Annotated in this window: 19 protein-coding genes; 13 read left to right on the forward strand and 6 right to left on the reverse strand. The window is 62.6% G+C overall.

Translation table 11 applies throughout. From position 1 onward, the window contains the following. Positions 1-63: 63 nt before the first annotated feature. From rpsF to Q0562_RS13865, 10 genes are all read left to right on the forward strand, one after another. The gene (rpsF, locus tag Q0562_RS13160) at positions 64-396 is read left to right on the forward strand and encodes a 30S ribosomal protein S6 (protein WP_298645070.1); all 333 of its coding nucleotides are present in this window, start codon (positions 64-66) and stop codon (positions 394-396) included. Between the two features lie 3 nt (positions 397-399). Next, positions 400-612, forward strand: coding sequence for a 30S ribosomal protein S18 (gene rpsR / locus Q0562_RS13165; RefSeq protein ID WP_298645072.1), 213 nt, complete (start codon positions 400-402; stop codon positions 610-612). Between the two features lie 9 nt (positions 613-621). After that, positions 622-1071, forward strand: coding sequence for a 50S ribosomal protein L9 (gene rplI, locus Q0562_RS13170; RefSeq protein WP_298645073.1), 450 nt, complete (start codon positions 622-624; stop codon positions 1069-1071). A gap of 265 nt (positions 1072-1336) precedes the next feature. Next, a complete protein-coding gene (gene purE / locus Q0562_RS13175; protein ID WP_298645076.1) occupies positions 1337-1849 on the forward strand; it encodes a 5-(carboxyamino)imidazole ribonucleotide mutase in 513 nt (170 codons plus the stop codon). A 23-nt stretch (positions 1850-1872) separates the two neighbouring features. Next, on the forward strand, positions 1873-2463 hold the full coding sequence (locus Q0562_RS13180; protein ID WP_298645078.1) for a uracil-DNA glycosylase family protein: 591 nt from the start codon (positions 1873-1875) through the stop codon (positions 2461-2463). Positions 2464-2594: 131 nt separating this feature from the next. After that, positions 2595-3623, forward strand: coding sequence for a methionine ABC transporter ATP-binding protein (locus tag Q0562_RS13185; RefSeq protein ID WP_298645079.1), 1029 nt, complete (start codon positions 2595-2597; stop codon positions 3621-3623). After that, entirely contained in the window at positions 3613-4341 is a 729-nt protein-coding gene (locus tag Q0562_RS13190) for a methionine ABC transporter permease (RefSeq protein WP_298645080.1), read from the forward strand. Before Q0562_RS13185 ends, Q0562_RS13190 begins: the two co-directional genes overlap by 11 nt. 24 nt (positions 4342-4365) lie before the next feature. Beyond that, positions 4366-5142 (forward strand): MetQ/NlpA family ABC transporter substrate-binding protein, encoded by a 777-nt coding sequence (locus Q0562_RS13195; protein WP_298645081.1) that lies wholly within the window; start codon positions 4366-4368, stop codon positions 5140-5142. A gap of 437 nt (positions 5143-5579) precedes the next feature. Beyond that, entirely contained in the window at positions 5580-6869 is a 1290-nt protein-coding gene (locus tag Q0562_RS13200) for a tetratricopeptide repeat protein (protein ID WP_298645083.1), read from the forward strand. A gap of 445 nt (positions 6870-7314) precedes the next feature. Next, the gene (locus Q0562_RS13865; protein WP_366144801.1) at positions 7315-7797 is read left to right on the forward strand and encodes a YbhB/YbcL family Raf kinase inhibitor-like protein; all 483 of its coding nucleotides are present in this window, start codon (positions 7315-7317) and stop codon (positions 7795-7797) included. 405 nt (positions 7798-8202) lie between these two features. Here Q0562_RS13865 and gmk read toward each other — a convergent pair whose 3' ends face one another. From gmk to Q0562_RS13220, 3 genes are all read right to left on the reverse strand, one after another. Continuing rightward, positions 8203-8814: a guanylate kinase gene (gene gmk / locus Q0562_RS13210; RefSeq protein ID WP_366144802.1), complete on the reverse strand. Its 612-nt coding sequence runs from the start codon at positions 8812-8814 to the stop codon at positions 8203-8205. 458 nt (positions 8815-9272) lie between these two features. Further along, positions 9273-10040: a methyltransferase domain-containing protein gene (locus tag Q0562_RS13215; RefSeq protein ID WP_298645089.1), complete on the reverse strand. Its 768-nt coding sequence runs from the start codon at positions 10038-10040 to the stop codon at positions 9273-9275. A 65-nt stretch (positions 10041-10105) separates the two neighbouring features. After that, entirely contained in the window at positions 10106-10279 is a 174-nt protein-coding gene (locus Q0562_RS13220) for a hypothetical protein (protein ID WP_298645091.1), read from the reverse strand. Between the two features lie 121 nt (positions 10280-10400). On the opposite strand from Q0562_RS13220, the gene nagA reads away from it, so the two are divergent. Next, positions 10401-11525, forward strand: coding sequence for an N-acetylglucosamine-6-phosphate deacetylase (gene nagA, locus Q0562_RS13225; RefSeq protein ID WP_298645093.1), 1125 nt, complete (start codon positions 10401-10403; stop codon positions 11523-11525). 26 nt (positions 11526-11551) lie between these two features. Further along, positions 11552-11773 (forward strand): hypothetical protein, encoded by a 222-nt coding sequence (locus Q0562_RS13230; protein WP_298645095.1) that lies wholly within the window; start codon positions 11552-11554, stop codon positions 11771-11773. Positions 11774-11903: 130 nt separating this feature from the next. Here the strand turns inward: Q0562_RS13230 and Q0562_RS13235 are convergent, their stop codons facing one another. Then, the gene (locus Q0562_RS13235) at positions 11904-14537 is read right to left on the reverse strand and encodes a WG repeat-containing protein (RefSeq protein ID WP_298645097.1); all 2634 of its coding nucleotides are present in this window, start codon (positions 14535-14537) and stop codon (positions 11904-11906) included. A 336-nt stretch (positions 14538-14873) separates the two neighbouring features. Between Q0562_RS13235 and Q0562_RS13240 the strand changes: the two genes are divergently transcribed. After that, positions 14874-16745 carry a TonB-dependent receptor gene (locus Q0562_RS13240; RefSeq protein WP_298645098.1) on the forward strand — a complete coding sequence of 624 codons (1872 nt, stop codon included), beginning with the start codon at positions 14874-14876 and terminating at the stop codon, positions 16743-16745. A 235-nt stretch (positions 16746-16980) separates the two neighbouring features. Here the strand turns inward: Q0562_RS13240 and Q0562_RS13245 are convergent, their stop codons facing one another. Both Q0562_RS13245 and glmS read right to left on the reverse strand, forming a co-directional pair. Beyond that, on the reverse strand, positions 16981-17355 hold the full coding sequence (locus tag Q0562_RS13245; protein ID WP_298645100.1) for a putative molybdenum carrier protein: 375 nt from the start codon (positions 17353-17355) through the stop codon (positions 16981-16983). Then, the gene (glmS, locus tag Q0562_RS13250; protein ID WP_298645102.1) at positions 17356-19173 is read right to left on the reverse strand and encodes a glutamine--fructose-6-phosphate transaminase (isomerizing); all 1818 of its coding nucleotides are present in this window, start codon (positions 19171-19173) and stop codon (positions 17356-17358) included. It abuts the gene before it with no gap. Positions 19174-19276: the final 103 nt, after the last annotated feature.

Raw genomic sequence — 19276 nt, forward strand, 5'->3', positions numbered from 1 at the left:
CCGGTTCGCCGGCATTTCCTTGCCGCCACATGGCGGCTTTGTTTATCCATAAGGAATCTTCTGATGAGACATTATGAAATCGTTTTCCTGGTCCATCCCGACCAGAGCGAACAGGTCAATGCGATGACCGAGCGCTACCGCTCCGTCATCGAAGCCGCCGGTGGCAAGGTCCACCGCTTCGAAGACTGGGGGCGCCGCGTGCTGGCGTATCCCATCAACAAGCTGGTCAAGGCGCACTATGTGATGATGAATATCGAATGTGATGCCAAGACGCTGGAAGAACTGGAAACCAGCTTCCGTTTCAACGACGCCATTTTGCGTCACCTCACCATCCGTCGCGACGAAGCCGTTACCGAAGCCTCGCCGATGGCCGAAAGCAAGAAGAAGGAGGGCTAAACCATGGCACGTCGCAGATCCTGCCGCTTCACCGCCGAGGGTGTGAAAGAAATCGACTACAAAGACCTCGAAACCCTGAAATCGTTTATCAGCGAGACCGGCAAAATCGTCCCCGCCCGCATCACCGGCACCAGCGCGTTCTATCAGCGCCAGCTCGCCACCGCCATCAAGCGCGCCCGTTTCCTGGCACTCCTGCCCTATTCCGACCAGCACTGAGGAGGACGCATGAACATCATCCTTTTGGAAAAAGTCGCCGGACTGGGCGAACTCGGCGACCGTGTGGACGTCAAAGCAGGCTACGCCCGCAACTTCCTCATTCCGCAACGCAAGGCCACCGAAGCCACCAAAGCGAACATCGAACGCTTTGAAGCCCGCCGCGCCGAGCTGGAAAGACAGCAGGCCGCCAAACTGGCCGATGCCGAGCAACGCGCCGCCGCGCTCTCCGGCAAGGTACTGACCATCCTGGCCAAGGCCGGCGACGAAGGCAAACTCTTCGGCTCCGTCGGCACCCAGGACATCGCCGATGCCGCCATACAGCAAGGGCTGCAACTGGCCCGCAGCGAAGTGATGATGCCGCACGGCACCATCCGCGAGATCGGGGAATACACCATCTCCCTGCACCTCTTCGCCGGTATCAGCACCGAAGTATTGGTGCGCGTCGTCGCCGGCGAATAAGCCCGCAGCGATACATCAGACGCCGGAAAGCGGCAACGCTTTCCGGTTTTTTATTACGCATCCCGCACACGATAAAATCACCGCCCTACCCTGCCCCGGACCCGCAGCGCCCGCACCAGCGGCAAACCCGACATGCCCCGCCTGCACGGATACCCACCCGGCAAGCAGGCCGGGAAGGCAGTACGGCGCGGCACGCCGGCACAGCCGGATGGTTTTCCGGCATTGACATGCCACGCACAACCCTTCAATCACCCAGGAACCCCATATGCACAAAATCGGCATCATCATGGGCAGCGACAGCGACCTCGGCGTCATGCAGGACGCCGCCCGCACCTGCGAACAATTCCACACCGCCTACGAACTCACCATCGTCTCGGCGCACCGCACCCCGGAACGCCTGCTGGACTACGGCAAAACCGCCGCCGCACGCGGGCTTAACGTCATCATCGCCGGCGCGGGCGGCGCGGCGCACCTGCCCGGCATGGTGGCGGCCGTCACCCCGCTGCCGGTCGTCGGCGTGCCCATCCATTCCAGCAATTCCATCGACGGCTGGGACAGCATCCTCTCCATCCTGCAAATGCCGGCGGGCGTGCCGGTCGCCACCGTGGCGCTGAACGGCGCGAAAAACGCCGCCCTGCTGGCGCTGCGCATCTGCGCCAGCCACGACCCCGTCCTGCGCGAACGCATCGCCGCCTATCAGGATGAAATGCGCCGCAGCGTGCTCGACAAGGCAGCGGCACTAAAAAGCGAATACCCCTGCGACTACCACGGCACCTAACGGCCACTGCCCCGCCCGCAACCATGCCTGCCGTCATCGAAACCCATCCGCTTGAACCCTTCCTGCCGCCGGCGGCGCGGTTGCTCATGCTGGGCAGCTTCCCGCCGCCGCAGACACGCTGGAAGATGGATTTCTACTACCCGAACCTGCAAAACGATATGTGGCGCATCTTCGGCCTCGTCTTCTTCACCGACCGCGACCACTTCCTCACCGCCGACGGCAAAGGCTTCCGCGCAGCCGAGCTGCGCGCCTTCCTGACGGCGACGGGCATCGCCATCAGCGACACCGCACAACGCGTCGAACGTCTGCGCGACAACGCCGCCGACCAGTCGCTGCGCATCATCGAGCCGCTGAACCTCGCGGCATTGCTTGACCGCCTCCCCGCCTGCCGCGCCATCGCCACCACCGGCGCCCTCGCGACCACCACCCTGCTCACGCAACTGCCGCCGGCCACCGCCGCTCCGCGCATCGGTGCCCCGGCCGACACCACCTGCGCCGCCCGCCCCCTGCACCTGTACCGCCTGCCCTCGTCCTCGCGCGCCTACCCGCTGCCGCTGGCGCAAAAAGCGGCGACCTACCGCGACTGCTTCGCCGCTGAGGGATTGCTTGCCTGAACACGCCCGGCAGCGGATATGCCAAAAACGCCCCGACACATGACAAAACGGCCTGAAAACCGCCCCTTCCCCCGCTTGACCGCCCCATAGCGAGCGCCGATAATCGCCCGCCTTTCCCCATTCACAGAATCATGATTACCCTGCAACAGCTGCAAAAAACCTATCGCCATAAAGGCCAGGACATCCACGCCCTGCGCGACGTCAACCTGCACGTCGCCGCAGGCGAAATCTACGGCGTCGTCGGACAAAGCGGCGCCGGAAAAAGCACCCTTATCCGCTGTGTGAACCTGCTCGAACGCCCCGATAGCGGCCGCGTCATCGTTGCCGGCGAAGACCTCACTGCGCTCGATCCCGCCGGACTGCTGCGCGCGCGTCACAAAATCGGCATGATTTTCCAGCACTTCAACCTGCTTTCCAGCCGTACCGTTTATGCCAACATCGCCCTGCCGCTGGAACTCATCGGTGCGGACAAAAAAACCATCGCCGCCAAAGTGCAACCGCTACTGGCGCTGACCGGCCTCGAAGACAAAGCCGGGCACTACCCCGCGCAACTCTCCGGCGGGCAGAAACAGCGCGTCGCCATCGCCCGCGCACTCGCCGCCGAACCACGGGTGCTGCTGTCGGACGAAGCCACCTCGGCGCTCGACCCGAAAACCACCGAAGACATCCTCAACCTGTTGAAAAACATCAACGAAAAACTGGGGTTGACCATCCTGATGATTACCCACGAAATGGAAGTGGTCAAACACATCTGCGACAAAGTCGCCCTCATCGACGGCGGGCAACTCGTTGAAACCGCCGACGTCAACACCTTCTTCACCGCGCCCGCCTCGCCGCTTGGCAAACAGTTCGTCGCACAAACCCGGCGCTTCGACCTGCCGGAAGAATACCAGGCGCGCCTGCACGCGAGCGGCACGCACCCCGTCGTCAAAATCGGCTTCCTCGGCCAGCACATCGACGAACCCGTCCTCTCCTCGCTGACCAAACGCTTCGGCGTGAACATCAGCATCATCCAGGCCAAAATCGACCACATCGGCAGCCACACGCGACACGGCCTGCTCGTCGCCGAAATCATCGGCGAGCCGGGGCAGACCCGCGACGCCCTCGCCTACCTCACCACCCAACCCGTCAGCACGGAAATCCTCGGCTATGTTGCATAATCTCCTCAAACTCTGGCATGCCATCAGCGGATGGTGGGAATCCTTCACCATCTGGCTGCATGCCCTCATCGGCGACACCGCCTGGCTCATGCTCGTCAGCGCCTGCGAAACCCTCTACATGACCCTGAGCGCGACCCTCATCGCCGGCATCTTCGGCACCCTGCTCGGCCTCATCCTCTACGCGACAAGGCGCGGCCGCTTCCTCGCGAACCCCTACATCTATTACCCGCTTGGCATCATCGTCAACATCGGCCGCTCCATCCCCTACATCATCCTCGCGCTGTGGATCGTGCCCTTCACCCGCCTCGTCGTCGGCGTCTCCATCGGCAACACCGCCGCCATCGTCCCGCTCACCCTTTCCGCCGTCCCCTTCATCGCGCGCATGGTCGAAAACATGCTGAACGAAGTCCCCGGCGGCCTCATCGAAGCGGCACAGGCGATGGGCGCGCACCCGGCGCAAATCATGCGCAAAGTGCTGCTGCCCGAAGCCCTGCCCGGCATCATCAACGCCTTCACCATCACCCTCATCGCCCTCATCGGCTACTCCGCCATCGCCGGCGCCCTCGGCGCGGGCGGCCTCGGCAAAGTCGCCTACGCCTACGGCTACCAGCGCTACCGCCCGGACATCATGCTCTACACCGTCTGCATCATCGTCGTGCTGGTGCAGAACATCCAGTGGCTGGGGGACGCCCTCGCCCGCCGCTTCGATCACCGCTAATCCCAACCTAACCGGAGAAAACCCATGAAAAAACTAACCCTTGCCGCCCTCATCGCCGGCCTTGCCGCCGTCGCCCAGGCTGCCCCCTTCAAAGTCGGCGCGATGACCGGCCCCGAAGGTGAACTCGTGCACATCGCCGCCAAAATCGCCAAAGAAAAACACGGCCTGGATGTGGAAGTCATCGAATTTGAAGACTACGTCATGCCGAACGTCGCCCTCGCCGACGGCTCCATTGACGCCAACGCCATCCAGCACAAACCCTACCTCGACGTCATCACCAAAGAGCGCGGCCTTGACCTCGTCGCCGTCGGCAACACCTTCGTCTATCCCGTCGGCGCTTACAGCAAAAAAATCAAAGACATCAAAGAACTCAAAGACGGCGCAAAAATCGCCATCCCGGGCGACCCCACCAACGGCGCGCGCGCCCTCATCCTGCTCGACAAACAGGGCCTGCTCAAACTCAAAGACAACACCAACCTCGAAGCAAGCGTGATGGACATCGCTGAAAACCCGCACAACTACAAAATCAGCGAAATCGAAGCCTCACAAGTGCCGAGCGTGCTGCCTGACGTTGACCTCGCCATCATCAACTCCAACTACGGCGTCAACGCCGGGCTCATCCCGAAACGCGATTCCCTCTTCATGGAAGACGCCAATTCGCCCTACGTCAACATCATCGTCGTGCGCACCGCCGACAAAGACAAGGACGAAGTGAAAAAATTCGTCGATGCCTACCAAAGCAAAGAAGTGGAAGACGCCGCCGAAAAATCCTTCAAAGGCGCCGCCGTCAAAGGCTGGTAAAACACACCTGCCAACACAGACAGGCATCCGCGAGGATGCCTGTTTTTCATGCGCGCCGCTTGACGAAGCCAACGCCACTCCGCTTGGCGGGCGCAGGATGGGCTTTAGCCCATCGAGCAAGCGCAGCCTGCTTTTGCGTTTTGGGTAAGCGCAACTGCCAAGCGGGGAAACCACGCGTTTCCTTGATTTTGAGAACGTTGCAGGCAACGCCTTTACGAGAGCCAGTATTGACACCGCTTGACACGAAAAGTCCCTTCCACTGAGAGAGGGGTTTGGGGAGAGGGTCAAGCAAAATCGCGCAGCGCAAATCCTGCCCCCCGCCTAGCGCGCCCGGCAGCCACGCCGCCTGACCAAGAAACCGCCATAACGCGCCCTCTTCCCCGCCCAACGCCGCGATTGGTATAAAATCCCGCGCAACCAAGCCAACGGAAACCCCTATGACCCGCAACACCCTGTTCCCCCTGCTCCTTGCCCTCCTCTTCCACGGCGCGCTTGCCTCGGGCGACATTGACGACATCAACACCTGCGACCGCGCCGCCGATCCCATCCACCCCGGCAACCCCACAGGCGTGGCAGGCGTCAGCAACATCACCTTCCGGACCGGCAGCGGCGACGACGGCGACGCCCCGGCCGATAAAAACACCCTCGTCATCGCCGACGAAGCCATGTGGGACGCCCTGCGCCTCGCCTGCGAAAACAGCGCCGAGACCCATGTCGACACCCCGCGCTACGCCTACCAGCTCGCCCGCCTCTACGAAGCGCGCGGGCATCACGTCTCCGCCGAAAAATATCTGCGCCGCGCCGCCACAGCGGGCGACCCCGTCGCGCAGACCCGCTACGGCATGGAAAAAATCAACCACTGGCACAACAAGGCGGGGCTCAAATGGCTCGGCCGCGCCGCCGCCCAGGGCTACATCCCCGCCATGGAAGCCCTCGGCGACTACCACGAAAACAGCGTTGACATCGCCCGCTCCGCCTTGTGGTACCAACAGGCCGCCGCAGCCGGCAGCGGCTACGCCGCGCGCCGGCTCGGCGAAATCCGCCTGGCGGAAAACCGCCGCGACGAAGCCCGCAACTGGCTGGAACAGGCCGCCGCCCACGGCGACATCCGCGCCATGCTGCTCCTCGGCGACGCCTACCGCGACAGCGCCCCCGATAAAGCCCTCACCTACTACCGGGCCGCTGCCGAAGCGGGCGAAAAAGACGCCTACTATCCCTACGCCCGCGCCCTGCATCAAAACGGCAAACTCACCGAAGCCCTGCCATGGTACCGCAAAGCCGCGCGCGACGAACAAGACGGCCGCGCCGCCGAAACCCTCGGCGAACTCTACCTGAGCGGCACGGAAGTCCCGCAAAACACCGCCGAAGCCCTGCTCTGGCTGCAACGCGCCCACACCCCGCGCGCCGAAAACCGCCTCGCTGCTCTCTTTGAACACGGCGACGGCGTCAACCGGGATACCGAACTCGCCCTCGAACACTACGGCAACGCCCTGCTCGCCGCCGACGACAGCGCCGGACAACAAGAAACCCGCCACGCCCACCGGAAAATCGCCGACCTGACCCCGGGCAACAACCGCGCCGCCGCAGAAGTCCGCAAACAGCACTACCGCGCCGCCCTCATGCTCGGCGACGACAGCGCCATCGAGGCCCTCACCGCCCTCGGCGAAGACACGGATGCCATCAACGCCCTGCTGCAAGAACGGCGCGACACCCCGGAAACACACTGAACAGATACCGCCGATGCACCCCACCTTCTACCTGCACCACCACATCGAAACCAACAACTTCACCGACCCCGCGCTCGCCACCAAATTCGCCGACCTCTGGCAACGCTCGGCGTACCTCTTCGACGGCAGCAGGCCGGTTTATGGCGTTTATCACCACTACCGCAGCGACTACCGTGGCGATTACCAGTGCAGCACCGCCCTCGCCGTCCCGCAAGCCGACTGCCCCGTCCTCACCCCGCCCGACGGCATCCCCTACCGCGTCTTTCACACCGACCGCGCCCACGTGCTGGCCACCTGGCAACACCTCTGGCAGCTCGAAGCCGCCGGCGAACTGCCGCGCGCCTACCGCGTGGATTACGAGGAATACCACCGAGACGGCAGCGTGGACATCTACGTCAGCGTGAAAAACACCAACCCATTCAACACGACAACCCAGGAGTCCGCCATGACAGCACACTTCACCCTCACCTCCCCCGCTTTCAGCGACAACGACACCCTGCCGCTGGCGCAAGTCCACAGCGGCGCAGGCGGTGCCAACCGCTCGCCCGAACTGCACTGGGCCAACCCGCCCGCCGGCACCAAAAGCTTCGCCCTGTCCTGCTACGACCCCGACGCCCCGACCGGTTCGGGCTTCTGGCACTGGTACGTCATCAACCTCCCGGCAGACGTACACAGCCTCGCGGAAAACGCCGCCGCAGACGGTCTGCCTGCCGGTGCCCGGCACGGCCGCAACGACTACGGCGAATACAGCTACGGCGGTGCCCACCCGCCGACCGGCCACGGCGCGCACCGCTACATCTTCACCATCCACGCGCTTGATTGCGAGCGCCTCGACCTGCCGCAAGACATCACCACCGCCCACATCGGCTTCAACGTCTGGCAGCACAGCCTCGGCAGCGCCAGCCTGACCGCCACCTTCGGCCGCTAGGCGCCGTGCCGTTCGCCTAGCGTGACGACACCCCCACAACCCCGCCGCCTGGTGGCTGCTCACCAGGCGGCGGGGTTTGCTTTTGCGTTCCGGGCGTAGACTACCGCCGGGCGGGATATTGTCTTATTCCTATTTGAAACGACTATATTACTTTTACCGCCATATGTACCGGTCCTTAACCCTATAGAGAAGGTTTGGGTGCATATAAAAAATGCGCGAGAAAAAGTAATGCCCGAATACAGTCCTTTTTAAGGAAGTATTATTGTCCCGCCCTATCTTAATCAAAGATAATAATGAGTGGTGGAAGCGGGGCAATCGTCAATTATCCAAACAGCCCCGCAATACTGCCCGATGTCAAGGTGCGCGCGGCGAAGGCGCAGGAAAGCAACATCAGCCTGTTCTGCGCTACTGCCCCAGGCGCTTTAACAGCGGCAGCAAATCCGCCGTACACCGCACCCGGCGCAAGCGGTCGGACAGGATCAGCGCCTGCAATTCGCCCGCAGCCTGTGCAAACTTTTCGTTGACGATGACAAATTCGAACGCGCTGAAATGGCTGATTTGCTCTTCCGCTTCCGCCATGCGTTTCTCCACCACCGCCGCATTGTCCTGCCCGCGTGCGGTCAGGCGCTCGCGCAAGGCATCCAGCGATGGCGGCAGCAGGAACACCGACCGCGTATCCGGCCGCCGGGCCATTACCTGCTGCGCGCCCTGCCAGTCGATGCTCAAAATCACGTCTTTGCCCGCCGCGAGCAGCGCGTCCACTTGTGCCGCCGCCGTGCCGTAAGCATTGTGAAAAACCTGCGCGTATTCGAGGAAACCGTCGGCATCAATCATTGCCTGAAAGCGCTCGGGCGGGACGAAAAAATAATGCACGCCCTCAACCTCGCCGGGGCGTGCCGGCCGCGTCGTGTGCGACACGCTTTCGACCACATCATCCAGCACGCGCACCGCCTCGGCAATCAGACTGGTTTTGCCGCCGCCGGACGGCGCCGCCACAATCCACAACTGACCCTGCATAAAACCCCCTGAGACATGAAAAAACGGCGCGTACTTTATCATTCCGCCCGGCGTCATGCGGCAGGAAAATGCCGCCCGGAACGGATGAAGTCGAAAGTGGCATTGCCTCAGAAGCAGTGAGATGTTTCGGCAATATTCGTATGCGGCGGTGCCTTGTTATTTGCCATATCATCACAGATTATTTATTCCTTGATATACAGCTGGCAATTCCGCCGGTTATCACTTATGGCGCGATTTACCGGAGCAGTGCAATGGCGCTGCCGTATTATTAGCAGCGACAGCGTGGTTAATTATTTTCTACGCGAAACCCGCCCTTGATTCATTCTGTTTTGGTTATGCCGCAGTATGGTGATGGACGGTTTTCTGATGACTCACCCAGTGTTCGCCGGAAATTTTGGTTTGCGGTGGGAGATATTGGTCGAACGATACCGCTGTTGTTGCGTTTATCGCGCCAAGGTTCAGGCGCGGATTCCTTTCACCGCATGGGCGCGGGCGGTTACGTTGATGCTGCCGTCGGGCGCAGCGGGCAGACGTTCCTGTAATGCCGCGCGCACCGCCGCCCGCGTTGCCACCGGCAAGGCGGCGAGGCGCTCGCCGATGCTGGCACTGTCTTGCAGGGCATGCCAATAGGCGGCGAAGTCGGGGTAAGCGCGGCCGACGGTAAAGGCGCGGGTTTCCACCTGCTGCAACCCCGCGTTTTCCCACAAGGCGCGCAACTGCGGAAGCGCCGTCGCTTCATCGGGGGCGGCGCGGTCAGGCAGCACGCCGCAATCACGCAGGGCGGCAAAGGCATCAGCGTAGGGGAAGCCATGCGGCAAATCCCAAATGTAGGTGGCAATCACCCCGCCGCTACGCACCACGCGCTGCATTTCACGCACGGCTTGCAGCGCATCAGCGAGAAAGACGATAACCAGCGCCATTGCGGCAGCATCGAAACTGCCAGCGGCAAAGGGCAAGGCGTTGGCATCACCGTGGTGCAGGGTGATTGCCTGCGGCAGACGCTGCCGCGCGCGTTCCAGCAATTCCTCCGATATATCAAGGCAGTGCAGGGCTGACGGTGCTGCATGCTGCCACAACAGCTCGCTGAAAATGCCGCTGCCGCAGCCGTTATCCAACCAGCGCAGGCCGTGCGGTTGTCCCAGCCAGTCTAAAAATTGTTCACCTGCCGCGCGGCTCCAGCCGCCCATATAGCGTTCATAAGCGGCGGGATCGTTGAATTTGGCCATGATGATTGTCCGGAATTATGTTTTTATGCCGCGTCCTTTCCTGTGAATGCAGTAACTATCCATAATTACTGCCGCCATGAATGTGCCGCAAGCGGCAAAATCCTTGTTTCCTGCCAATCCGGATTCCATCTGCAATCTTGGATAAAGATTTTCCCAAGCATGTTGAATGTGAAAATGGATAAAAAACTGAAAACAAAACCGTGCAGCCAGCCGCCGGATGATTTTTCCTCTGTAATCATGCTTTACCTCTCCCGTTGGATTGCATGGGAATTATCAGTCAATAATAAGAGGCGGAAGCTCGCCCCGCAACCCGTCGGCACAGCGCTACAATAACCGCCTCACTTTTACCGGACATTATCCATGACCACTTATTTCCAGGGCGCGCGTATTTTTCACGATGGCGTGATGCTGCACGACCACAGCCTGCTCGTTGACGGCGGCAGGACCGTCGCCCTTGTCGCCGACAGCGACCTGCCCGCCGATGCGCCCGTGCGCCGTCTCGATGGCGGCATCCTCAGCCCCGGCTTCATCGAAACGCAGGCGAACGGCGGCGGCGGTTATCTGGTGAATGCGCACTGTGACGCAGAAGGTCTGGCGCAGATTCTCTCTGCGCACCGCACCTATGGCACCGTCGCCATGCTGCCGACCTTTATCTGCGACACGCAGGACAACTATCTGCACGGCATCGCAGCTATTGCCGAAGCAAGCCGCCATGTGCACGGCATCCTCGGCGGGCATTTTGAAGGGCCGTTCATCCATCCGGAAAAACACGGCACGCACGATCCACGCCTCATCCGCGCCCCCGATGACAAAGACTTCGCCTGCTACGAAAAACACGCCGCTGACCTGCAACACAGCATCATCTCGCTGGCGCCGGAACGCGTCCCAACGGGCACCGTCCGCCGCATCCGCGACCTCGGTATCCGCGTCAACGCCGCGCACACAATGGCGGCGAAAGCCGACATGCAGCGCGCCTTCGCCGAAGGCCTCGGCGGCGTGACCCACCTCTATAACGCCATGCCGCCGCTGGTCGGCCGCGAACCGGGCGTTATCGGCAGCGCCGCCGAACTGCGTCTTTACTGCGGCATCATCGCCGACGGCGTACACGTTGACCCCTTCTCGCTCGCCGCTGCCGGCAAGCTCATCGGCACAGACCGCCTCATCCTCGTTACCGATTCCATGCACACCATCGGCACGGACATCCGCGAATTTACCCTGCCGGGCGGGGTGCGCGTCTTCGTCGAAAAAGACCGTCTGGTCAACGAACACGGCTCACTCGCCGGCGCGCACGTCACCCTGCTGCAATGCGTGCAAAACGCCATCCGCTACATGCACCTCGCGGTGGAAGAAGCGCTCGGCATGGCCATCACCAACCCCGCGCGCTACCTCGACTACCCCGAACTGGCGCGCATCACCCGCCGCGAGGTGGCAGATGTGCTGTGGCTCAGTGATGCCATGCAGTTGCGGGCGTTGCCGTCGGCATGACTTTCTCAAACTTCAAGGAGATACCCATGAAAACACCGCTCATCATCGCCCTGCCCGCTCTTGCTTTCCTCACTGCCTGCGGTGGCGGCGGTGGTCACGAAAACTTTACCGCGCCACCGCCGCCGGATACGCCGGTATCGGACAGCTCGACCGCCACCCCGGCACCGACGACACAAGACCCGCAAGACTACTGGACAGAAGACCGGATGAAAAACGCCCAACCCGCACCGATGCCGGAAGTGCCATAACGATTCGCGCGCCAGGCGGTTCCCGTAACCCCAAAATCATCTGCCGCAGGGCGGCTTCATTCCGCCATCAATATCGCCACGGCGGGCCGAAGCCCGCCGTGCGCATCCTGTTTGTTTCTTGGGATTGGTATTACGGCGCGGTTTCGTTGCCGTTGAGGTCCAGGGCGTGGCGTTTGCCGTTTTTTTCCACGGTGGCGCGGCCGTCTTTGTATGACCAGACATTGTCGTACTGCGGTTTGACGGTTTCTTTGCCTTTGGGGTCGATAAAGCCCCAGTGGCCGTCTTTTTTCACCGCCGCGCGCGCTTCGCCATAGGGCAGCACATCCTGATACTGCGGTCTGACGATTTCCCGCCCTTTTTGGTCGATGAAGCCCCAGCGGCCGTTTTTTTCCACGGCGGCCATGCCTTCGCTGTACGGGCGGATGCGGTCGTAGCGGTCATGCGGCAGGCGGCTGTCCGGCAGGACGCCCATGTTGCGGTGGTCTGCGGCAACGGCAGGCGCGCTGTCGCCTGCGGTCGCGGCTTTGAGGGTGAGGTTTTGTCTGTTTGCACTGCTGCTGCCGTTCAGGCCGTAGTAGGAGAGTGCCGGATTGGCAACGATGCTGTTGCCGCTGCTGTCCGCGCTTGTTGTGCTGCTGTTATTGCCGCCTGTTGTGGTGCCGTGCGGGGCGCGGTGTGCGGCGGCAGTCGGCACAGAGTGCTCTTTGTGCAGGCTGGCGGTTACGCGTTCCGGGGCGGTCGCGCCGCCGGTGGCGTCCATCATGATGTTCATCAGCGCGCCCCGGTCCACCGCCATGCCCGGTTTGATTTTGCCACTGGGATCAATGGCGCGGGCGATGTCCAGCGGCAGGGCTTTGCCGCTGCCTTTGGCGGGGCTGTCGGCGCGCAGGTGGTAGTTGCTTTGTTTGTAGGCGTCGTTGCCTGCGGCTTCGCGGATGAAGAAGGGGTTTTCCGCGCGGCTGCCGAAGAGGTCGAGCGCGTGGCGTTCCAGTCCGTTGATTTTTTTGTTCACTTTGTTGTGCGCGGCGAGGTCGGCGGTGCGCACGAAGAGCAGGTTGAGCGGGTCTTTGACGTCGGCCAGGTCCCAAGTAATGACGTAAGGCTCGTTTTCGAGGTTGCTGCGGTAGTAGGCGTTGTAGTCCAGCCCTGTGAACATGTCGTTGGTGAAGGTTTTGCGCTGTCCGTCCTGGTCGATGCCGCCGACGGTGCGCAGCGGGTAGGCGTAGTGCGGACCGCTGCTGTCGTTTTTCTGGAAGGCGCGCGAGGAGAGGATGTTGTTGTAGATTTCCGTGCCGGTCTGCGCCCAACTCAGGTTTTTGCCTTTCGACCAGCGTTCTTCGGTTTGGCAGCGGCCGTCTTTGTAGAAGTTGCAGCCGCCGAGGCGGTCGTCTTCGCGCAGGCGGATGGGGTGGAAGGTGCGCGAGATGGTGTTGTTGTAGATGCGGGTGTTGCTGGAACCGGAGAGCGAGATGCCGACCGCGCCGTTTTCGATGATGTTGGAGGCGATGATGCCGCGATCGGAGACTTCGTAGAAGATGGCGAGCGGCACGTTGGTGAAGAAATTGTTGGTGATTTTCGCGTCAATGCAGCCTTCGTCGCACCAGAAGCCGGGCAGCTGGTCGTCGCGGTTGGCGGGGTCGGTAGCGGGTGGACGCATACTGTCGTCGATGATGTTGTTGCGGAAGACGGTGTTCATCACGTGGGTGATTTTCAGGTGGGCAAAGCCGCAGTAGGCCTGGCAGATGCTGCCGTTGGTTGGGTAGCCGTCAAGGTTGTTGTTGGCGAAGTAGTTGTTTTCAAAGGTGACGTTCTGGGCGTAGTTGCCGCCGGTGCCCGCGCCGCCGTTGTCGATGAAGCGGTTGCCCGCCACGCGCGCGCCGTTGTTTTCGATGATGGCGAGGCCGGAGCTGGTGTTCTGCGCAAAAATGCCGTTTTCCACCAGTGCGTTGTTGCTGGCAATCACCACCGCCGCCGGGCCGCTTTTATCGTCCAGGCGCGGGTCCTTGAAATTCCAGACATGGTTCGGCGAGAACTGCGCGACGTTGATGCCGCGCATGGTGAAGTGGTGCGTACCGCCGCCGGCGCTGAAGGCACGGCTGCGCTCGCTGATTTCCACCGTGCCGGCAGCGGGGTCGCTGCCGAGGTAATAGGTGATGTCGTCCTGCGCGCCGATGTTGTAGCCGGCGCGGTTGTTCTGCGGGTCTTTCAGCGTGGTCGGCGTGTGGTCTTCCACATAGAACGTCCCCGCCGTCACTTCATCCTTGCTGAGCACCTGGCGCAGCGGTTCGTCGTTGATGAATACCTGCTCCGGATAGGCGGACATCCCCGCCTGTTGCGGCCCGGCAGAGAGGGTGCAGACGTGGCAGAAATTCTGGAAATCGCCCGTGACTTTCCAGAGGTTGCCCTCTTTCTCGAAGCGCTCGGCGGGGACGACAGTGCTGCCTTTCAGCCAGACATCGCCATGCGGCTCCGCTTGCAGGGTGATGTGGTTCTTGGTCACGAAGAAATGCGGCTCGCGGTAGGCGCCGCTTTTCAGGATGATGGTCGTGCCGTCCGTCGCCCGCTGCACGGCGGTGCGGATGGTATCCAGCGGCTTGTCGCGGCTACCGTCGCCCCCGACGGGGGCATCAGCGGCGACCCACAGCACATTTTCAGCGGGGACGGGGTAATTCGTGTCAAGCGGCTGGTACTTGTGATGGACGGCGGCATAGGCCTGCGGCAGGGCAAGCGCGGCAAACAGCAGCGCGGCGGGAAAACGGGGCATGGCGGGAATCCTTATTGCATGAACAAAAAACAATAAAACGCAGTGTAGCACGCCTTCCATATGAAGAAACAAAACTAGCAAAAACAAGACACTGGGGAAATATCATGACAAAAATCATACCGTTTAATAATAATAATTCCTAACATTAGGGTCTATTGACATTTGACTTGCGCAGCGGATTTTTGCGGCAAAAACGGCAGATGCAAGGCAAAAAGCGCAGTAAGGTTGGACACCTTGCGCGCATTTTTAACGCAGCAGCTGCCGGATTTTGGTCGAAAAGCCGCCGCAATGTTGAGTGTCAACAGACCCCAGGCAAACCCCAACCGGAACACCGCCATGCGTATCCACTACCTCCTCCCCGCCCTCGCGCTGGCAGGCGCTCATGCCGAAAAAGCGACCGACCTCGCCTCTGCCGACGCCTACCACATGCAATACAACTTCGGCCCGCCGCCGGTCATCACCCCGCAGACCGACATCAACACCCCGGTGGAAAACCCCTTTGACTACGCCCGCCCCTGGCTCGACCCGAACATCGCCAACGACGTTGCGGGCAGCACCACCCGGCCGCTGCAACTCGGCGCACAAATCGGCAGCCACGGCGACGGCGAACGCGCCCTGCTGCGCCTGCGCGGCAGCAACAGCTACCTCATCGGCAATGCCTACCGCCAGCATCTCGGCGACTACAAAGACGGCAGCGGCGCGCGCGTCAACGCCGGTTACACCCGCGACGGCCGGGCGGTCGTCCTCGGTGCCGTGCCGGACAACATCCAGGAATACCGCCTCGGCGTCGTGCGCGACAACATCGACAACGACAAACAGCCCAGCGACCAGATGGACGCGCGACGCACCCGCCGCGTCGTGGTCAACGGCAGCGCCCGCCTCGGCGCCCAGGACCAGAGCAACACCCTGAACCTAGGCGCGCGCAACATCCACCTCGACCGCCGCGCCGACAATTACAGCCTGCGCCGCGCAGGGCCGCAGCGCGTCAACATGAAAATCGACCGCAACCTCTACGACCTCAGCGCCGACTACCGCCTGCAATACGGCGACCAGCGCAGCCACATCGGCCTCTCTTACGGCCACGACAACCACAACGCCGAGCGTTACCTCAACACCCCGCAAGGCCTGCTGCGCAACGCCTACCGCTTCCCGGACGTGCACAGCGACCGCTGGCACCTCTACTACGACCACTACTGGGACATCACTCCGCAGCATCAATTGAGCGGTGGCCTGAGCTACGACCACCTCACTGCCGACCCGCGCGCCAAAAACCGGGGGGCCCGCGTCGGCGGGCAAACCATCCCGGCGCCGAACCAACTCTGGCAACGCTACTACGGCAGCGCCCTCAATCACAAAGCCAAAACCGACGGCGTCGGCGCAGCGCTCGCCTACGAATACCGCCCGGACGAACGGCAAACCTACCGCATCGCCGCCGACAGCCTCATCCGCCAGCCCGACAACACCGAACGCTTCCACGCCCTGCCCGGGCAAAACGGCATGGGCTGGATCGGCAACCCCCACCTCAAACCCGAACGCCACAACCGCATCAGCCTCGCTGCCAGCTGGCAGGGCGCGGGCTGGCGCGACTACGGCAAAGTGGCGAACGGCGACCTCGGCGGTGCCTGGCAAATCGAAGCCAACGCCGATTACGACAAAGTGGGCAACTTCATCACCCTCGACCGCGCGCGCGGACAAAGCGGCATCCGCCAAAGCGACGGCAGCGTCATCAGCCGCAACGTGGACGCCACCCTCATCGGCGCGGAAATCGGCGCGGCAAAAAGCCTGACGGCCAATCTCGCCGCGCGCAGCAAAATCCGCTACCAGTACGGCGAAAACGACAGCGACAACCGCGCGCTCTACCACGTCCGCCCGCTCACTGCCGACCTCGCTCTCGACTGGCGCGACTACGCCCCCTTCGGCAGCTACAACTTCGGCGTGAACCTGCACTACGCGCACAAAAACAGCCGCCGCGACAGCAACAAGGCAACCGGTCTCGGCATCGACTACCCGACGGCGGGCTATGCCACCGTCAACCTCTACGGCAGCCTGCAAACCCGCGACCGCTTCGCCGTGACCCTCGGCGTCAACAACCTCTTCAACCGCCGCTACTTTGCCTACAACGAACAACCGCACACGGCGGCAATCAACCCCGCCCCCGTCGCCGCCCCCGAACGCAGCGTGTGGCTGGGCTTCAACTATAACTTCTAAACGCCAACGGCCCGCAAAAAATCCCGCCACAGCGGGATTTTTTGTGTCTCTTCCCCGCAGGCAACGCCGCTTACGTTTTCCATGCCGCCGTTGCCTCACCGGGTCATGAGGAAGCGCCACCGGGCGGGGGTTGGGTATCAGCCGCCCTGTCGCAGTTGTTGCAGGATGGCGGCGACGGTCATGCGGGCGTAGTCGTAAAGCGGCGGCAGGCGATCGCCGCTGGGGCCTGCCACATTCAGCGTCTGGAAGTGTTCGCGCACAATCCAGGCGGTAGCAGTCGTAGCGGCGTCCGTCGGGTTTTGACTGAGGCTGTCGAGCAACAGGTAGGTTTGTGGTATTGCTGGCAGAAGCGGAGCGTCAATGCCGTACCGCCGACAGCCGCACCCGCAACGATGAGCAGGGTGGCATCGCTGTCGAGGACGTTCTGCCGGTTGCGTTTGCGGTAGCCGCCGCCGATGAGTTCTTGTAGCGGGTAGCGGGCGTCAATCACACCATCGGCAGCGAGGCGGCCTTCCGGACACCAGCCGCCGCAGGGAGTACCGGCGGCGAGGGCGGCGTCCAGCGCAGCGCGGTCCACGCCGGTCTGCCCGCCGGAGATGATGGTCAGCATTTATTCCACCGTGACGGATTTGGCGAGGTTGCGCGGCTGATCCACATCCGTGCCTTTCAGCAGGGCGACGTGGTAGGCAAAGAGTTGCAGCGGGATGATGCTGGCGATGGCGGCGGTGAGGTCGTCGAGCTGGCCGAGGCGGATGATTTGCGCACCGGGGAAGCCGTCGAGGGCGACGCGGTCGTCGGCGAAGAGGATGAGGCGGCCGCCGCGCGCCTGCACGACTTCAAGGTTGCTGATGACTTTTTCGGCGAGCTGGTCGTATTTGATGAGGGCGATGACGGGCATGTTCTCGTCCACCAGCGCTAGCGGGCCGTGTTTGAGTTCGCCGGCGGGGTGGGCTTCGGCGTGGATGTAGGCGAGTTCTTTCAGTTTGAGCGCGCCCTCGGCGGCGAGCGGGTAGTTTTCGCCGCGTCCCAGGTAGAGGCAGCCGTGGCGGTGTTCGAGGCTTTTCGCCGCTTGGGCAATGGCAGGTTCGAGGGCGAGGATGTCGTGCAGTTCGCGCGGCAGGCGGTCGAAGGCGGCAAGCTGTTCGCGGCTGTACGCGCGGCCTTGCAGTTCGGCAATGATGGCGTTGACGAGGTGCAGCACGGCAAGCTGGGTGACGAAGGCTTTGGTGGAGGCGACGCCGATTTCCCGCCCGGCGCGGGTGAGGAGGGTGTGCGCGGCGGCGCGGGTCAGCGCGCTTTCGGGGACGTTGCAGATGGCGAGGTTGTCGAGATAGCGCCCGTCCTGTTTGCCTTTTTCCAGCGCGGCGAGGGTGTCGGCGGTTTCGCCGGATTGGGAGAGGGTGATGAGCAGGGTGTCTGCCGGCACGGCGATGGGGCGGTAGAGGTATTCGCTGGCGTATTCGACGGCGGTCGGGATGCCGTTTCCCTCAAAGTGGTATTTCATGACGAGGCCCGCGTGGTAGCTGGTGCCGCAGGCGATGATGTGGATTTGCCGCATGCGCGCGAGGGCATCGAGCAACGCCGGGCGCAGGCTTGCGAGGTGCAGTTCGCCGTGGCTGAGGCGGCCTTCGAGGGTGTCGGCGATGGCGGTCGGCTGTTCGAAGATTTCTTTTTGCATGTAGTGTTTGTAGCCGCCTTTGCCGGTGAGGTCGGCGCTCTGTTCGCTCTCGCTTTCGGCGCGGGCGACGGCGGTGCCGCTCGCGTCATAAATCTGGTAGCCGTCTTTCGTGATGCGGGCGCTGTCGTTTTCCTGCATGGAGACGAAGCGGCGGGTGACGGGCAGGAGGGCGTAGATGTCGGAGGCGGCGAAGTTCTCGCCGATGCCGATGCCGATAACCATCGGCGAGCCGTGGCGGGCGGCGACGATTTCGCCGGGGCGGTCGGCGGCGACGACGGCGATGGCATAGGCACCACGCAGGCGGGCGGTGGCGGCGCGCACGGCGGCGTGCAGGTCGTCGGTGTAGTGGCTGTCGATGAGGTGGGCGATGACTTCGGTGTCGGTGTCGCTGTGGAAGGTGTAGCCGCGCGCGCGCAGTTCGTCGCGGATATCCTGGTAGTTTTCGATGATGCCGTTGTGGACGACGGCGATGCGTTCGCCGCTCATGTGCGGGTGGGCGTTCCTTTCGCTCGGCACGCCGTGCGTCGCCCAGCGGGTGTGGGCGATGCCGCTGGTGCCGCTGATCTGCGCTTCCTGCGCTTTGGCGACGAGGCTCGCCACCTTGCCGACGGCGCGGCAGCGCTCGATGCGGCCGTCGTGGCAGACGGCAAGCCCGGCCGAGTCGTAGCCGCGATATTCGAGGCGTTTCAGGCCTTCGAGCAGGATGGGGGTGATATTGCGTTCGGCGACGCCGGCGACGATTCCGCACATGGTGTTTTCTCCCTGGGTGTGAGTGATGGGCGCGCAATATAGCCGCTTGACCGCGAAAGCAAAAGCGTTGCGGCTTTTGCCGCGTACGAAGGACGGACACAAA

Source organism: uncultured Cardiobacterium sp. (assembly GCF_938028825.1).
Lineage (GTDB): Bacteria > Pseudomonadota > Gammaproteobacteria > Cardiobacteriales > Cardiobacteriaceae > Cardiobacterium.

Excerpts from the sequence above, each read along its gene's own strand:
- rpsF (WP_298645070.1), top strand. The coding sequence starts at position 64 with ATGAGACATTATGAAATCGTTTTCCTGGTCCATCCCGACCAGAGCGAA.
- rpsR (WP_298645072.1), top strand. The coding sequence starts at position 400 with ATGGCACGTCGCAGATCCTGCCGCTTCACCGCCGAGGGTGTGAAAGAA.
- rplI (WP_298645073.1), top strand. The coding sequence starts at position 622 with ATGAACATCATCCTTTTGGAAAAAGTCGCCGGACTGGGCGAACTCGGC.
- purE (WP_298645076.1), top strand. The coding sequence starts at position 1,337 with ATGCACAAAATCGGCATCATCATGGGCAGCGACAGCGACCTCGGCGTC.
- Q0562_RS13180 (WP_298645078.1), top strand. The coding sequence starts at position 1,873 with ATGCCTGCCGTCATCGAAACCCATCCGCTTGAACCCTTCCTGCCGCCG.
- Q0562_RS13185 (WP_298645079.1), top strand. The coding sequence starts at position 2,595 with ATGATTACCCTGCAACAGCTGCAAAAAACCTATCGCCATAAAGGCCAG.
- Q0562_RS13190 (WP_298645080.1), top strand. The coding sequence starts at position 3,613 with ATGTTGCATAATCTCCTCAAACTCTGGCATGCCATCAGCGGATGGTGG.
- Q0562_RS13195 (WP_298645081.1), top strand. The coding sequence starts at position 4,366 with ATGAAAAAACTAACCCTTGCCGCCCTCATCGCCGGCCTTGCCGCCGTC.
- Q0562_RS13200 (WP_298645083.1), top strand. The coding sequence starts at position 5,580 with ATGACCCGCAACACCCTGTTCCCCCTGCTCCTTGCCCTCCTCTTCCAC.
- Q0562_RS13865 (WP_366144801.1), top strand. The coding sequence starts at position 7,315 with ATGACAGCACACTTCACCCTCACCTCCCCCGCTTTCAGCGACAACGAC.
- gmk (WP_366144802.1), bottom strand. The coding sequence starts at position 8,814 with ATGCAGGGTCAGTTGTGGATTGTGGCGGCGCCGTCCGGCGGCGGCAAA.
- Q0562_RS13215 (WP_298645089.1), bottom strand. The coding sequence starts at position 10,040 with ATGGCCAAATTCAACGATCCCGCCGCTTATGAACGCTATATGGGCGGC.
- Q0562_RS13220 (WP_298645091.1), bottom strand. The coding sequence starts at position 10,279 with ATGATTACAGAGGAAAAATCATCCGGCGGCTGGCTGCACGGTTTTGTT.
- nagA (WP_298645093.1), top strand. The coding sequence starts at position 10,401 with ATGACCACTTATTTCCAGGGCGCGCGTATTTTTCACGATGGCGTGATG.
- Q0562_RS13230 (WP_298645095.1), top strand. The coding sequence starts at position 11,552 with ATGAAAACACCGCTCATCATCGCCCTGCCCGCTCTTGCTTTCCTCACT.
- Q0562_RS13235 (WP_298645097.1), bottom strand. The coding sequence starts at position 14,537 with ATGCCCCGTTTTCCCGCCGCGCTGCTGTTTGCCGCGCTTGCCCTGCCG.
- Q0562_RS13240 (WP_298645098.1), top strand. The coding sequence starts at position 14,874 with ATGCGTATCCACTACCTCCTCCCCGCCCTCGCGCTGGCAGGCGCTCAT.
- Q0562_RS13245 (WP_298645100.1), bottom strand. The coding sequence starts at position 17,355 with ATGCTGACCATCATCTCCGGCGGGCAGACCGGCGTGGACCGCGCTGCG.
- glmS (WP_298645102.1), bottom strand. The coding sequence starts at position 19,173 with ATGTGCGGAATCGTCGCCGGCGTCGCCGAACGCAATATCACCCCCATC.